Below are 13,867 nucleotides of genomic sequence, written 5' to 3' on the forward strand. Positions count from 1 at the left end.
CGAAGGTGTCCCTCCGGCCCTGCCTGTTGTGGCCTCGGTGACTGGCCGGGTCACTCCGCCGCCACGGCGATCTCCTCGCGGCGCCCGAAGTGCTGGCGGTTGAGCCGCAGCACCAGCCAGACGGCGAGCGCCTGCGCGATCAGCGCCACGGCGGTCAGACCCCAGAAGGCGAGGCTGAACTTGTCGACCATGCCGGCGGCCACCAGCCCCTTGTTGATGAAGAACTGCAGCATCACCGACAGCGCCACCGCCGGGCAGACCAGCGCGTAGGAGCCGGGCGAGGTCTTGGGACCGAGCACGAAGTCGCGGAAATAGCCCTGCGCTCGCAGCACCGTCATCCCCAGCAGCAGGAACGCCACCTGCACCGAGAGCATCCGGGCCAGGAAGACCAGCGTCTCGCCGGCATTGCCATGTGCGTCGAAGGTGGTGTGCAGCCCGTGCGCCTGGCGCAGGAACATGATGCCGAGCACGGTCATGATCGGCACGATGATCAGCAGGGTCGGGCCGGCCTCGCGCGCGGTGCCGTAATGCAGCATCGAGCTCAGAGCGGTGATCGCGGCCATCACGGTGTAGATCATCGTGGTCACGCCGAGGAAGGTCGACAGCACCAGTGCGGTGCCGACGGTCACCGGGTTGGCGCTCATGGCGGCGGGGGCGGCGAAGCCCACGGCGACCATGGCGATGGCGAAGGCGGGCAGCAGCTGGGCAAAGGAGTTGTGCGCGGTGACATCGAAGATGCCCCCCTTCGACAGCACCCGGCCGAGAAAGCCGCCAAGCTGTCGGAAGGCCAGCACGCCGATCAGCGCGAAGGCCACCATGGCGAAGGGGAAGAGATACTCGACCACGGACCACAGGCCGGGCACGAAGACCAGCCCGAGGATGAAGCCCACGTTCACCGTCATGGCAAGCGCCAGCGGCATCGCGAGCACCGAGCTCTCGGTGTTGGACTGCTTCATCTCTTGCCATGCGGCGGTCTGTTTGAAGGCGCTGAAGCTGCGCAGGTTCCAGATCAGCGACTTGATGTTGAGCACCGCGAAGACGGCGATTCCCAGCATCGCGACCACGATCGCCACCTGTTGCGGCAGCAGCCCCCCGGCCCAGGCGGAGGCGATGTCCTCGAAGACGGGGACGGCCTGCCCGGGGTGGGGCACCCAGAACATCAGGTACATGAAGAACGAGACCGCCGTACCGCCCGCGCCCAGCGACGCGAGGAAATAGGTCGGCGAGTAGGTGTCTGCGGGGCGTGCAAGCGTGCGTGCCATGACGGCCTCCCATAAATTCGCTGTACGGAATGTATTATACATTCATAAATGGGAATGTTAAGGCGGTCAGACCCGCGACAAGTGCGCACACCGATTGCCGGGCTCATCGTGGTTAGGGGCCGGTTAACCAATCCCTGCCTATGCTGCGGGATGAGAAGGGTGCTGCTCACGGTTTTCTTGCTGACCGCCGCCTGCAACACGGGCGGGCCGGGGTTTCGCGGCGTTCCGGCGCAGCGGGTGGAGGTCGAGGGCTCGCGCTTTCTCCTGCGGGTAAACGGCGCAATGGCCGAGGCGACCCGCATCAGCCCGGAATTCCCGGCCCGGTTCGAACCGATTGCCGAGCGGGCGCAGAAGGCCGCCTTCCTTCAGACCGGCTGCGAACCGGACTGGGTCATCGGCGATCCCGCAGTGCTGGTGATGGGCCTGTCATGCGATGGCGCGCCCGCCCCGAAGAAGCCCCGCCGGGGCCGCATCTCCTGCGCGATCTTCAGCGGCTATGCCAGCGCCGGGCTCGGCGGCAGCGCAGAGCTTGAGTGTCGGGGGTACTGAGGCGCGGTGCAGGGGCGCAGAGGGAAAAAGGGCCGGATCAGCCGCGCGCGGGCTCGGCCACGGACTTCTCGTAGAAAATGCTCGAAGGGCTGTCCTCGTAGGCCCCGAAGGGCGGGCGCCGGGTAAAGCCCGAGTCCTCGTAGAGCGAAACCGCGGCGGCCAGCTTGTCGCCGGTTTCGAGCCGCAGCATCGGCAGCCCCTCGGCCAGTGCCGCGTGCTCGATATGGCACAGCAGCCGCCGGGCCACGCCGATCCCGCGCGCCACCGGCGCGACGAACATCGACTTCACCTCGCCATAGCCGTCGCGCCGGGCCAGCGCCGCACAGCCGAGCAGTTCCCCGCCCTCTTCCTCTTCGGCGCCATAGAAGGTAATGCCCTCGGCACAAAGCGCGTCGATGTCGAGATAGTGGTTCTCTTCCGGCGGAAACAACGCGTTCATCAGGGCGTGGCTTTCGCTCAGCAGGGCCCGCGCGCGCGGGTCGCGGGGCGAGATCGGTCGAATGGCTAGAGGCATGGGGCAGCTCCTCGCAGGCTCAGCGATGAAAAGCGCTAACACGCGTTTCGTCAAGAACTCGTTTTCACGGTGTGTGCGCAATATCTTGTGGATAATAAGCGGCCTTCCGCGATATGCAGCGCAAAGCGTTTGACTCGCCCCCGAGCGGACAGCGAAAATACCCGACAATCAGGAATCAGGGCAGCCAGACTTGCGATTTTCCCGCCTCAGACTCACGGGCTTCAAGAGCTTCGTCGACCCCACTGATCTCGTCATTTCCGAGGGGCTGACCGGCGTTGTCGGGCCGAATGGCTGTGGCAAGTCCAACCTGCTCGAGGCGCTACGCTGGGTGATGGGCGAAACCCGGGCCAAGGCGATGCGTGGCTCCGGCATGGAAGACGTGATCTTCGCCGGCGCCTCGTCACGCCCGGCGCGGAATTTCGCCGAAGTCTGCCTGACGATGGACAATTCCGACCGTCTGGCGCCCGCCGGTTTCAACGACAGCGACCAGCTCGAAATCGTGCGCCGCATCACCCGCGACGTGGGCTCGGCCTACAAGACCAACGGCAAGGACGTACGTGCCCGCGACGTGCAGATGCTGTTCGCGGACGCCTCCACCGGCGCCCATTCGCCGGCGCTGGTCCGGCAGGGGCAGATCTCGGAGCTGATCAACGCCAAGCCGAAGAACCGCCGCCGCATCCTCGAGGAAGCCGCCGGCATCTCGGGCCTCTACCAGCGCCGCCACGAGGCCGAGCTTAAGCTCAATGGCACCGAGGCCAACCTGCTGCGCGTCGATGACGTGATCGAACAGCTGGCCGCGCAGCTGTCGCAGCTCGAGCGGCAGGCCAAGCAGGCAGCGCGCTATCGCGCCATCGGCACCGACCTGCGCCGCGCCGAAGGGTTGCTGCTCTACCGCCGCTGGAAGGAGGCCGACGAGGCTCGGCTCAAGGCCGAGGCCGAGCATCGTGAGCGCGTCACCGCCGCGGCGCAGGCCGAGGGCACCGCCCGCGCCGCCGCCAAGCTGCGGGCCGAGCGCGAAGAAGCGCTGCCCTCCCTGCGCGAGGAAGAGGCCATCGCGGTGGCGATCCTGCAGCGCCTTGGCGTGCAGCGCGACGCGCTGGCGGATCAGGAAATGCAGGCCGCCGAGACCATCGCCGCGCTGACCCGCCGCATCGACCAGATGGCGCGCGACATGGAGCGCGAGGCCGGGCTCAACCGTGACGCGGGCGAGACCATCGAGCGGCTCGAGCAAGAGGCGCAGGACCTCGAGACCGCCGGTGCCGGCCATGATGCGCGGGTTTCCGAGGCCGCGGAAGCGGCCAGCGAGGCCTCCGCCATGCTGCAGGAGCGCGAGGCCGACCTGACGCAATACACCGAGGATGTCGCCCGGCTTGCCGCCCGCCACCAGTCGGCGCAACGTTTCCTGTCCGATGCCCGTCGCATGCTCGATCGTCACGAGGGCGAGGCCGCCCGCGCCCGCGAGGCCGTGGCCGCCGCCAAGGAGACGCTGGAAGAATCGACCGATCGCGTCAGCGAGGCTCGCGCCCATGCCGAGGAGGCGCAGGACATGGCCGAGCGCTGCGAGACCCTGCTGGCCGATGCCGACGAGGCGCGCTCTGACGCGCAGTCGCGCGAGGCCGAGGCGCGGGCCGAGCGTTCGGAGGCGGAGGGCGAGTTCAATGCCCTGCGCGCCGAGGTCACCGCGCTGGCCCGTCTGCTGGAGCGCGACACCGCCGAGGGCGGCCAGATCCTTGATCGCCTGCAGGTGCAGCAGGGCTTCGAGAAGGCGCTCGGCGCGGCTCTGGCGGACGACCTGCGGGCGCCCGAGGTCGATGCCGACGGCCCCTCCGGCTGGACCGTGCTGCCGCCCTACGATGGCGATCAGCCGTTGCCTCCCGGTATCACCGCGCTGACCAACCACGTCTCGGTGCCCGAGGTGCTCGAGCGTCGCATGAGCCAGATCGGCCTCGTGGAGGCCGATGACGGGCCGCGCCTGCAACAGCTTCTGAAACCCGGCCAGCGCCTCGTCAGCCCCGAGGGTGATCTTTGGCGCTGGGACGGCTACCGCGCCTGGGCCGAGGATGCGCCCTCGGCGGCGGCGCTGCGGCTCGAGCAGCTCAACCGGCTCGAGGAGCTCAAGCAGGAGATGGCGGCCGCCGAGGCCCGCGTCGAGGGCATGCGCACTGCCCACGAGGCGCTGGTGATGCGGCTGGCCGAGCTGACCCGCGCCGACAAGGCGGCGCGCGAGGCGCGGCGCGAGGCCGACCAGCAGCTCAACGAAAGCACCCGCGCGATGAACCGCGCCGAGGCCGACCGCAACCTCGCCGAGGGCAAGCTCGAGAGCCTCGCGATGACCGTGACCCGTCACGAGGACGAGGCCACCGGCGCGCGCAAGCAGCTGCTCGAGGCCGAACGCGCGCTTGAGGAGCTCGACGATCTCGAAACCGCCCGCGCCGAGGCCGAGGACATCAAGATGACCGTCGAGGCGGCGCGCATGACCATGATGACCAAGCGCTCGGCCCATGACGAATTGCGCCGCGAAGGCGATGCCCGCAAGGCGCGCAGCCAGCAGGTCACCAAGGACCTCTCGGGCTGGCGCCACCGGCTCGAGACCGCGCGCACCCGCTCCGACGAGCTCGAGGAGCGCAAGGCGGCGGCGGAGACGGAACTGGAGCGCGCCTCTGCGGCCCCGGCGGAGCTTGCCACAAAGCGCGAAGAGATGAGCCAGTCGATCGCCGAGGCGGAGGAGCGCAAGGCGGTGGCGGGCGACGCGCTGGCCCAGGCCGAGGCGCAGCTGCGTGAGGCCATCGGCGCCGAGCGTGACGCCGAGCGCAGCGCCTCCGAGGCGCGCGAGGCCCGTGCCCGGGCCGAGGCCCGGGTCGAGGCGGCGCGCGAGACGGTGGATGCCGCCGCCGAGCGCATCGAGGATGAGCAGGAGACCACGCCGTCGAAGCTGCTCGACCGGCTCGAGGCCAACCCGGACGAGATGCCGCCGTCGGACCAGATCGAGGCCGAGGTCAACCGGCTCAAGCGTCAGCGCGACAGCCTTGGCGCGGTGAACCTGCGCGCCGAGGAAGACGCTCGGGAGGTGCGCGAGGAGCACGACCAGCTGGTCTCCGAGAAGCAGGATCTCGAGGAGGCGATCAAGACGCTGCGCGCCGGCATCGCCTCGCTGAACCGCGAGGGGCGCGAGCGCCTGCTGACCGCCTTCGAGCAGGTGAACAGCAACTTCTCGATGCTGTTCAGGCACCTGTTCAACGGTGGCGAGGCCAATCTCGTGATGGTCGAGAGCGACGACCCGCTCGAGGCCGGGCTCGAGATCATGTGCCAGCCGCCGGGCAAGAAGCTCTCGACTCTGTCGCTGCTTTCGGGCGGCGAGCAGACGCTGACCGCGCTGGCGCTGATCTTCGCGGTGTTCCTTGCCAACCCGGCGCCGATCTGCGTGCTCGACGAGGTCGACGCGCCGCTCGACGACGCCAACGTGACCCGTTTCTGCGACCTGCTCGACGAGATGTGCCGCCGCACGGACACGCGTTTCCTGATCATCACCCACCACGCGGTGACGATGGCGCGCATGGACCGGCTGTTCGGCGTCACCATGCAGGAACAGGGCGTCTCTCAGCTGGTCTCGGTCGATCTCAAGAAGGCGGAGCGCATGGTCGCCTGACCGCGCCCTTGCCAATGATCACCTCTGCCCTACGGGACGGCCTGCCTCCGGCGGGAGTATTTTTGACGAAGAGAAGCCAGGGGCGCAGCGCTCCTGGCTTCTTTGGTTCAAAAATACCTCGGGGGTGAATTGGCGCACAGCGCCAAGAGGGGGCTGGCCCCCTCTCTTCTTTTGAAGGCGCGCCTCCGGTGCGACAGGGTGCAGCGCTTCCGTCCGCCCCTGCCACCAGGCGCTAGCCGTCGGAGATCTTGTGCCGGCGCCGTACGCTGTCCGGCCGGCCCGGAAGCGCGAGGCGGGCATCGTTGCGGGCCTGGCGCGACACCACCTTGCCCTTCGAGATCACGCAAAGCCGGTCCGGCCTGAGCCGCAGGGCCTCGATGCTGCTGCCCGCGTCGAGCACCACCAGCGAGGCGGTGTCGCCCGGTGCCAGCCCGTAGCCGTCGAGATGCATGATCTTCGCGTTCTCTTCGGTCACCATGGTGAAGCAGCGCGCCATCTCCTGCGGAGAGGTCATCTGCGCCACGTGCAGGCCCATGAAGGCCACGTCGAGCATGTCGGCGGTGCCGAGCGAATACCACGGATCGCGCACGCAATCCTGCCCCCAGCCGACGGTGATGCCCTGTGCCTGCATCTCCTTCACCCGGGTCAGGCCGCGGCGCTTGGGGAAGGTGTCGTGCCGCCCCTGCAGGGTGATGTTGATCAGCGGGTTGGGAATCGCCGCGATCTCGGCCTCGGCGATGAGTGGCAGCAGTTTCGAGACATAGTAGTTGTCCATCGAGTGCATCGAGGTCAGGTGCGAGCCCGCCACCCGCCCCTGCAGCCCGAGCCGCTGGGTCTCATAGGCCAGCGCCTCGATGTGGCGCGACATCGGGTCGTCGGTCTCGTCGCAATGCAGGTCGACCAGAAGCCCGCGCTCGGCGGCGATCTCGCAGAGCTCGCGGACCGAGGCGGCGCCATCGGCCATGGTGCGCTCGAAATGCGGGATGCCGCCCACCACGTCGACCCCCATGTCGAGCGCGCGCAGCGTGTTGGCGCGCGCCGTCGGGTCGCGGTAGAAGCCGTCCTGCGGGAAGGCCACGAGCTGCAGGTCGAGATAGGGCTTGACCACATCGCGCACATGCAGCAGCGCCTCGACCCCCTTGAGATCGTCGTCGCAGGTGTCGACATGGCTGCGCACCGCCAGGAGCCCCATGCTCACCGCCCAGTCGCAATAGGCCAGCGCCCGCTCGACCATCTCGTCGACGGTGGCGATCTGCTTGAGCTCGCCCCAGAGCGAGATGCCCTCGAGCAGCGTGCCCGAGGCGTTGATCCGCGGCGTGCCGTAGCTCAGCGTCGCATCCATGTGGAAATGCGGGTCGACGAAGGGGGGCGACACCAGATCGCCGGACGCGTCGATCACCTCGCCGGCCTGGGCGCCGGTCAGGTCGCCGATGGCGGCGATGCGGTCGCCGGTGATGCCGATGTCCTTGACGGTGCCGTCGGGCAGGGTGCCGCCGGTCACGAGAATGTCGAAGCTGGCCATTTCAGCGTTCTCCGCGGTTGAAGGGGGTCATCAGGGCGGCGGGCACCTGCGCGCGCCGCGACATCAGGATCAGCGCGAGGATCGACAGCAGGTAGGGGATCATCAGGAACACCTGATAGGGCACCACCTGCCCCATGCCGGTCTGCTGGAGCCGCACCTGTAGCGCGTCGAACCCGGCAAAGAGCAGCGCGCCCAGCAGCGCTTTGCCGGGCTTCCAGGCGCCGAACACCACCAGCGCGATGCAGATCCAGCCGCGCCCGTTGACCATCTCGAAGAAGAACGACGAGAAGGCCGACATGGTCAGGAAGGCGCCGCCCACCGCCATCAGGCCAGAGCCCACGATCACCGCGCCCATGCGGATCGCACCGACCGACAGGCCCTGCGCCTCGACCGCGTGCGGGTTCTCTCCGGCGGCGCGCAGCGCGAGGCCGAGCGGGGTGCGATAGAGCACCAGCGAGACGACGGCCACGCAGGCGAAGGCGGCCCAGGTGAGCGCGGTCTGGGAGAACAGCGCCTCGCCGAGCCAGGGCAGGTCCGACAGGCCCGGGATGTGCAGGGGCTGGAACGGCTCGATCCGCGGTGGGTTGGTGACCTCGGGCAGGGCAAGCCGGTAGGCGTAGTAGGCCGAGGCTGTGGCCAGGAGCGTGATGCCAAGGCCGACCACGTGTTGCGACAGGCCGAAGGGCACGGTCAGCACCCCGTGCAGGGCGCCGAAGGCCATGCCGGCGAGCATCGCCACGGCGACGCCGGTCCAGAGGCCTCCGCCGGCATAGACCGTCATCCAGCCGGCGAAGGCGCCGATCACCATGATGCCCTCGATGCCGAGGTTGAGCACCCCGGCGCGCTCGCAGATCAGCTCGCCCATGGTGGCGAAGATCAGCGGCGAGGCGATGCGCAGCACTGCCGCCCAGAAGCTGGCAGAGATCAGGATATCGACGATCTCGGTCATCCGCGCACCACCCGGTAGCGTGTGAGAAGGATTGCCAGCACCATGAAAAGCAGCGCCGCGGCGAGCAGGATGTCGGCGATGTAGGTTGGCACGTCGGCGGCGCGCGACATGCTGTCGGCGCCGACGAAGATGCCCGCGACGAAGAGCGCCGAGACCACCACGCCAAGCGGGTGCAGCAGCGCCAGCATGGCGACGATGATGCCGGTATAACCGAAATCAGGGCTGAGGTCGGAGGTCAGGTTGCCCTTGAGCCCCGCGACCTCGGAGAAGCCCGCCAGTGCCGCGAGCCCGCCGGAGATCAGCGCGGTCTTGATCAGCACCCGGCCCACCGGGATGCCGGCGAAGCGCGCCGCCTGCTGGTTCTGGCCCACGGCGCGGATCTCGTAGCCCAGCGTGGTGCGGGTCTGCATCACCCAGACGCCGGCGGCGCAGATCAGTGCCAGCGCGAAGCCCCAGTGCAGCCGAAGCCCCTCGACGATGCGCGGCAGGCGGGCATCGCGGGGCAGGGCGGGGGATTTCGGCCAACCCATGCCCATCGGGTCCTTGAGCGGGCCCTCGAGCAGGTAGGAGATGAACAGCGCCATGATGAAATTGAGCAGCAGAGTGGTGACCACCTCGTCGACCCCGAGCCGGGTCTTGAGAAGCACCGGGCCAAGCAGCACCAGCGCGCCCGCGACGATGGCGCCGAGCGCCATCAGCGGGATTGCCAGCGGGCCGGGAAGGCCCAGCTGGGTGCCGATCACCACGGTCATCAGCGCGCCGGCATAGAGCTGCGCCTCGGCGCCGATGTTCCACAGCCGGGCGCGGAAGGCCACGGCTACGGCAAGCCCGGTGAAGATCAGCGGCGTGGCGCGGTTGAGCGTCTCGAGCGTGGCGAATTTCGAGCCCACGGCGCCTTTGACGATCAGTCCGAAGGTCTCGAGCGGGTTGGCGCCAGCGATCGCGGCGAGTGCTGCCGCGAGCGCGATGGTGGCGAGAATGGCGAGCGCCGGCAGGCCCAGCGCGCGGGCCGGGGACGGGGCGGCGATGGGGTCTAGTCGCATCAGTTTTGCACCTGGCGGAGGGGGCGGAACGGGGGCGCTGCCCCCGGACCCCCGGGATATTTCTGGCCAGAAGAAGACAGGGGCGTCGGTCTGGGATGGGAGAGATCAGGCGGCATGGTCGAAGCCCTGTCCGGCCATCCATTGGCCGAGCTCGGCCGGGGTCTTTTCGCCGCGGGCGAACTCAGGCGACAGGCGGCCGTCTGAGATCACCCGGATCACGTCGGAGAGCGTCAGGATCTCGTCTAGATCCTCGGAGATCAGCAGCACCGCGGCGCCGGCGTCGCGGGCGGCGATGAGCTGTTCCTGCACATAGGTCACGGCGCCGATGTCGAGCCCGCGCACCGGCTGGTTGGCGAGGATGATGCGCGGCGCGGCCTCGAGCACGCGGCCGAGGATCAGCTTTTGCATGTTGCCGCCCGAAAGCAGGCGGATACGCGCCTCGGGGCCGGGGCAGCGCACGTCGTACTTGGCGATGATGGCTTCGGCCTTGCCGCGGGCGGCGGACCAGTCCATCCAGCCGGCGCGGGCGTTGGGCGCGTCGCGGTAGCTTTCCAGAACGGCGTTCTCGGTCAGGGTGAAATCGGCCACCGTGCCGGTGCGGTGGCGATCCTCGGGGATGCGGCCGATGCCCGAGTGGAGGGCGCTGCGCGGGTTCCAGCCGGAGACCGGGTGACCGGCGATCTCGAGCGTGCCGGAGGCGGGCGCGTCCAGTCCGGAGATCAGGTCGGCGAGCGCGCCCTGGCCGTTGCCGGAGACCCCGGCAAGGCCGAGGATCTGGCCGGCCTTGATATCGAGATCGACCGCGTCGAGCCCGGGGCGGTTGCCCCGCGGCTGCGTGCTCACGCGATCGAGCCGCATCAGCACCGCGCCGGGGCGGGCCTCGGCGGGGGCAGGGGCGGTGATCTCGGCACCGACCATCAGCGTGGCCAGCTGGTGGCGGTCGGTGTCACGTGTCGCCACCTCTCCCACGAGCTTGCCGTGGCGCAGCACCAGCACCCGCGACGAGATCGCCATGACCTCGTGCAGCTTGTGCGAGATGAAGATCACCGACAGCCCCTGCGCCACCATCTTGCGAAGGGTGAGAAACAGCGCGTCGGCCTCCTGCGGCGTCAGCACCGCCGTGGGCTCGTCGAGGATCAGGATGCGGGCGTCGCGGTAAAGCGCCTTGAGGATCTCGACCCGCTGACGCTCGCCCACGGAAAGCTCGGCCACGCGGGCGTCAGGATCGACCACGAGGCCGAAATCCTCGGCCAGTGCCTGCAGCCTGCGCCGCGCGGCGGGCTTGCCGAGCCCGGGGGACCACAGCGATCCGGTGCCGAGCAGCACGTTCTCGAGCACGGTCATGTTGTCGGCGAGGGTGAAATGCTGGTGCACCATGCCGACGCCCGCGGCCAGCGCCGCGCCGGGCTGGCCCGGCGGCAGGGCCTGGCCGAACACCTCGACGCTGCCCTCGTCGGCGGTGTAATGGCCGAAGAGGATGTTCATCAGCGTGGTCTTGCCGGCGCCGTTCTCCCCCAAGAGCGCCACGACCTCGCCCTTCGCCAGCGAAAAGCTGATCGCGTCGTTGGCGGTGAGCGCGCCGAAGCGCTTTGTGATGCCAGAGAGGCGCAGGACGGTCTCGCCCTGCGCCGTGTCTTGTGCTGTCATCAGGAGGAGGTGGGCTCGCTGTCGTCGATCTCGACGGTGAACGTGCCGGCCTTGATGGCAGCCTCCCGTTCGGCCACGAGGTCGAGCGCCGCCTGCGGGACCTTGCCCTCGAAGGTGCCGAGCGGCGCCAGCGAGCAGCCGCCTTCCTTCATGAAGCTGTAGACGCCGTAATTCTCGGCTTCGAAGCTGCCATCTGCGACCCTGGAGAGCGCCGCCTGCAGGGTCGGCTCGAAATGCCACAGCGCCGAGGCGGCGACGGTGTCGGGATAGTCGGCCTGCGTGTCGATGACGTTGCCGATGGCGAGGATGCCCTGTTCCTGCGCCGCGTCCGAGACCCCGAAGCGCTCGGCGTAGAGCATGTCGGCGCCGTTCTCGATCATCGCGAAGGCGGTTTCCTTGGCCTTGGGCGGATCGAACCACGAGCCGATGAAGCTGACCTGGAACTCGGCCCCGGGGGCGGTCTCGCGGACACCGGCCATGAAGGCGTGCATCAGGCGGTTCACCTCGGGGATCGGGAAGCCGCCGACCATGCCGATATTGCCGGTCTCGGTCAGCGCACCCGCGATGATGCCCGAGAGATACGAGGCGTCCTGGATATAATTGTCGAACACCGCGAGGTTCGGGTAGGCCGGATCGGGCATGAAGGACGAGCCCATCAGGAAGGCGGTGTCGGGATAGTCGAGCACCACCTCGCGGGCCTCCTGCTCGACGCCGAAGATCTCGCCGACGATGAGCTTGGCGCCGGCCTCGGCATATTCGCGCATGACGCGCGGATAATCGGTATTGGCGGTGTTTTCCGAGAAGCTGTAGCTGATCTGGCCGGCAGCCTTTGCGGCCTCGGCGGCGATGTGGATGCGGCTCACCCATTGCTGCTCCACAGGCACGGTGTAGATTCCCGCGACCGAGATCGGCTCCTGCGCCAGCAGGCGCGAGGGCAGAACACCGGCGCCCGCGGCCGCGGCGAAACCTGCCGTGCCCATGAGCATGCGGCGGCGGCTGAACTGGGTGAGAAGCGTGCGTCTGTCGGTCATAAGGCCCCCTGGCTTTTGTTTAAAATTTGACCGGACGGTAAGCGTTTCGGTGGCGGGTGGCAAAGGGAGAAGCGTCGGATGCCGCTCAAACTGCATGCCGGATAATCATTCGTGTCGGATGCTGCCCGCCAAACGGGCAATCGCCCATGCCGCCTCAGCCGATGGCGTGACGCCAGCTGGCGGAATAGGCGCCGGTGACGTGGTGCTCGAGCTGGCGCTCGATATCGCCGAGCAGGCTAGAGGCTCCGAAGCGGAACAGGTCCGGGCGCAACCAGCGGTCGCCGAGCTCTTCCTTGACCAGCGCCAGGTAGGTGATCGCATCCTTGGCCTTGGAGATGCCGCCGGCGGGCTTGTATCCGACGCGGTAGCCGGTCTCCTCGTAATATTCGCGGATCGCCCGCATCATCACGAGGCTGACGGGCAGGGTGGCGTTGACGCTCTCCTTGCCGGTGGAGGTCTTGATGAAATCGGCGCCGGCCATCATGCACACCATCGAGGCGCGGGCGACGTTCTGCAACGTACCAAGCTCGCCGGTGGCGAGGATCGCCTTCACATGCGCCTCGCCGCAGGCCTCGCGGAACTGCCGCATCTCGTCATAGAGCCCCTCCCAGTCGCCGGTCAGCACACGCCGGCGCGAGATCACGATGTCGATCTCGCGGGCGCCGGCCTTGACGCTCTCGCCGATCTCGGCCAGCCGCAGCGGGAAGGGCGAGAGCCCGGCGGGAAAGCCGGTCGAGACCGCCGCCACCGGGATGCCGCTGCCTTGCAGCGCGCTCACCGCGGGGGCGATCATGTCGTGGTAGACGCAGACCGCGCCGGTGGTCAGGCCCTCGAGTCCCAGCGCCTCGAGCAGATCCTCGCGCACCGGCTGTTTCGCCTTGGCGCACAGCCGCGCCACCCGGCCCGGGGTGTCGTCGCCGGCCAGCGTGGTCAGGTCGATGCAGGAGATGGCGCGGGCGAGCCAGGCCGCCTGGAAATCCTTCTTGAGGCTGCGCCGGCCGGGCAGGCTCGAGGCGCGGCGCTCGATGGCCGAGCGGTTGGCGCGGCTGCGCATCACCCGTTCCATGTCGAGCGGCATGCCGGGATTGCGCGGCTCGGTTGTCTGCGGCAGGTGGGTCACGGTCATCGGGGCCTCGGTGGTCTCAAGCATGTCTCGGTCCTCCATCGCTGACCGTCGCACGCCCCCATGGCACAGGCAAGAGAGGCCGTGGCGTTACCGCACGCGCCGCGTCTCACATGGGCGCAAGGTCCTGTCTTCTCTACGTTCCAAATACTCGACCTCCCACGTCGCCATCCCCTTGGCCCGCCGCATGGATCGCGTCAGACTGGGCCAAACGGAGGACAGCCATGATCGCCATCATCTTCGAAGTCACCCCCGCCGAGGGGCAGCGCGACGCCTATCTCGACATTGCCGCCGCGATGCGGCCGCTGGTCGAGCAGGTCGAGGGATTCATCTCCGTCGAGCGCTTCGAGAGCCTGACCAACCCTGGCAAGCTGCTCTCGATCAGCTTCTTCGAAGACGAGGCGGCGGTGCAGCGCTGGCGGCAGCTGACGGCGCATCGCGGGGCGCAGCGCAAGGGGCGGGAGGAGATCTTCGAGGGCTACCGCCTGCGGGTCTGCCACGTCCTGCGGGATTACGGCATGGAGGATCGGGCCGAGGCTCCGCGGGACAGCCTGGCCGAGCATGGCTGACACGCGACCCTC

The 13,867-nt window shown here is 68.6% G+C and carries 11 protein-coding genes; 3 read left to right on the forward strand and 8 right to left on the reverse strand.

Annotated elements, in window-relative coordinates; genetic code table 11:
• Window positions 1-50: 50 nt before the first annotated feature.
• The gene (locus tag JF542_RS13695) at window positions 51-1,262 is read right to left on the reverse strand and encodes a TsoY family (seleno)protein (protein ID WP_207076248.1); all 1,212 of its coding nucleotides are present in this window, start codon (window positions 1,260-1,262) and stop codon (window positions 51-53) included.
• A gap of 150 nt (window positions 1,263-1,412) precedes the next feature.
• Between JF542_RS13695 and JF542_RS13700 the strand changes: the two genes are divergently transcribed.
• Entirely contained in the window at window positions 1,413-1,811 is a 399-nt protein-coding gene (locus tag JF542_RS13700; RefSeq protein WP_242533750.1) for a hypothetical protein, read from the forward strand.
• 37 nt (window positions 1,812-1,848) lie between these two features.
• Here the strand turns inward: JF542_RS13700 and JF542_RS13705 are convergent, their stop codons facing one another.
• Window positions 1,849-2,325, reverse strand: a complete 477-nt coding sequence (locus JF542_RS13705) for a GNAT family N-acetyltransferase (RefSeq protein WP_007796673.1) — start codon at window positions 2,323-2,325, stop codon at window positions 1,849-1,851.
• Window positions 2,326-2,515: 190 nt separating this feature from the next.
• On the opposite strand from JF542_RS13705, the gene smc reads away from it, so the two are divergent.
• A complete protein-coding gene (smc, locus tag JF542_RS13710; protein WP_207076250.1) occupies window positions 2,516-5,971 on the forward strand; it encodes a chromosome segregation protein SMC in 3,456 nt (1,151 codons plus the stop codon).
• Window positions 5,972-6,203: 232 nt separating this feature from the next.
• On the opposite strand, the gene JF542_RS13715 is transcribed toward smc, so the two are convergent.
• From JF542_RS13715 to deoC, 6 genes are all read right to left on the reverse strand, one after another.
• Window positions 6,204-7,493, reverse strand: a complete 1,290-nt coding sequence (locus JF542_RS13715) for an amidohydrolase family protein (RefSeq protein WP_207076251.1) — start codon at window positions 7,491-7,493, stop codon at window positions 6,204-6,206.
• Between the two features lies 1 nt (window position 7,494).
• A complete protein-coding gene (locus JF542_RS13720; RefSeq protein ID WP_207076252.1) occupies window positions 7,495-8,442 on the reverse strand; it encodes an ABC transporter permease in 948 nt (315 codons plus the stop codon).
• On the reverse strand, window positions 8,439-9,485 hold the full coding sequence (locus JF542_RS13725; protein ID WP_007796683.1) for an ABC transporter permease: 1,047 nt from the start codon (window positions 9,483-9,485) through the stop codon (window positions 8,439-8,441). Before JF542_RS13725 ends, JF542_RS13720 begins: the two co-directional genes overlap by 4 nt.
• Window positions 9,486-9,590: 105 nt before the next feature.
• On the reverse strand, window positions 9,591-11,132 hold the full coding sequence (locus tag JF542_RS13730) for an ABC transporter ATP-binding protein (RefSeq protein WP_207076253.1): 1,542 nt from the start codon (window positions 11,130-11,132) through the stop codon (window positions 9,591-9,593).
• A complete protein-coding gene (locus tag JF542_RS13735; protein ID WP_207076254.1) occupies window positions 11,132-12,163 on the reverse strand; it encodes a BMP family protein in 1,032 nt (343 codons plus the stop codon). Before JF542_RS13735 ends, JF542_RS13730 begins: the two co-directional genes overlap by 1 nt.
• Window positions 12,164-12,317: 154 nt before the next feature.
• Entirely contained in the window at window positions 12,318-13,313 is a 996-nt protein-coding gene (gene deoC, locus JF542_RS13740; RefSeq protein WP_207076255.1) for a deoxyribose-phosphate aldolase, read from the reverse strand.
• Between the two features lie 197 nt (window positions 13,314-13,510).
• Here deoC and JF542_RS13745 point away from each other — a divergent pair, with 197 nt between their 5' ends.
• Complete coding sequence (locus JF542_RS13745; RefSeq protein ID WP_207076256.1) at window positions 13,511-13,855, forward strand: antibiotic biosynthesis monooxygenase family protein; 345 nt, start codon at window positions 13,511-13,513, stop codon at window positions 13,853-13,855.
• Window positions 13,856-13,867 lie beyond the last annotated feature (12 nt).

The sequence above is a fragment of the Salipiger bermudensis genome, assembly GCF_017309175.1.
Lineage (GTDB): Bacteria > Pseudomonadota > Alphaproteobacteria > Rhodobacterales > Rhodobacteraceae > Salipiger > Salipiger bermudensis.

What these genes read in the sequence shown, in the direction of transcription:
- JF542_RS13695 (WP_207076248.1), bottom strand. Translation starts at nt 1,262, where the DNA reads ATGGCACGCACGCTTGCACGCCCCGCAGACACCTACTCGCCGACCTAT.
- JF542_RS13700 (WP_242533750.1), top strand. Translation starts at nt 1,413, where the DNA reads ATGAGAAGGGTGCTGCTCACGGTTTTCTTGCTGACCGCCGCCTGCAAC.
- JF542_RS13705 (WP_007796673.1), bottom strand. Translation starts at nt 2,325, where the DNA reads ATGCCTCTAGCCATTCGACCGATCTCGCCCCGCGACCCGCGCGCGCGG.
- JF542_RS13715 (WP_207076251.1), bottom strand. Translation starts at nt 7,493, where the DNA reads ATGGCCAGCTTCGACATTCTCGTGACCGGCGGCACCCTGCCCGACGGC.
- JF542_RS13720 (WP_207076252.1), bottom strand. Translation starts at nt 8,442, where the DNA reads ATGACCGAGATCGTCGATATCCTGATCTCTGCCAGCTTCTGGGCGGCA.
- JF542_RS13725 (WP_007796683.1), bottom strand. Translation starts at nt 9,485, where the DNA reads ATGCGACTAGACCCCATCGCCGCCCCGTCCCCGGCCCGCGCGCTGGGC.
- JF542_RS13730 (WP_207076253.1), bottom strand. Translation starts at nt 11,132, where the DNA reads ATGACAGCACAAGACACGGCGCAGGGCGAGACCGTCCTGCGCCTCTCT.
- JF542_RS13735 (WP_207076254.1), bottom strand. Translation starts at nt 12,163, where the DNA reads ATGACCGACAGACGCACGCTTCTCACCCAGTTCAGCCGCCGCCGCATG.
- deoC (WP_207076255.1), bottom strand. Translation starts at nt 13,313, where the DNA reads ATGCTTGAGACCACCGAGGCCCCGATGACCGTGACCCACCTGCCGCAG.
- JF542_RS13745 (WP_207076256.1), top strand. Translation starts at nt 13,511, where the DNA reads ATGATCGCCATCATCTTCGAAGTCACCCCCGCCGAGGGGCAGCGCGAC.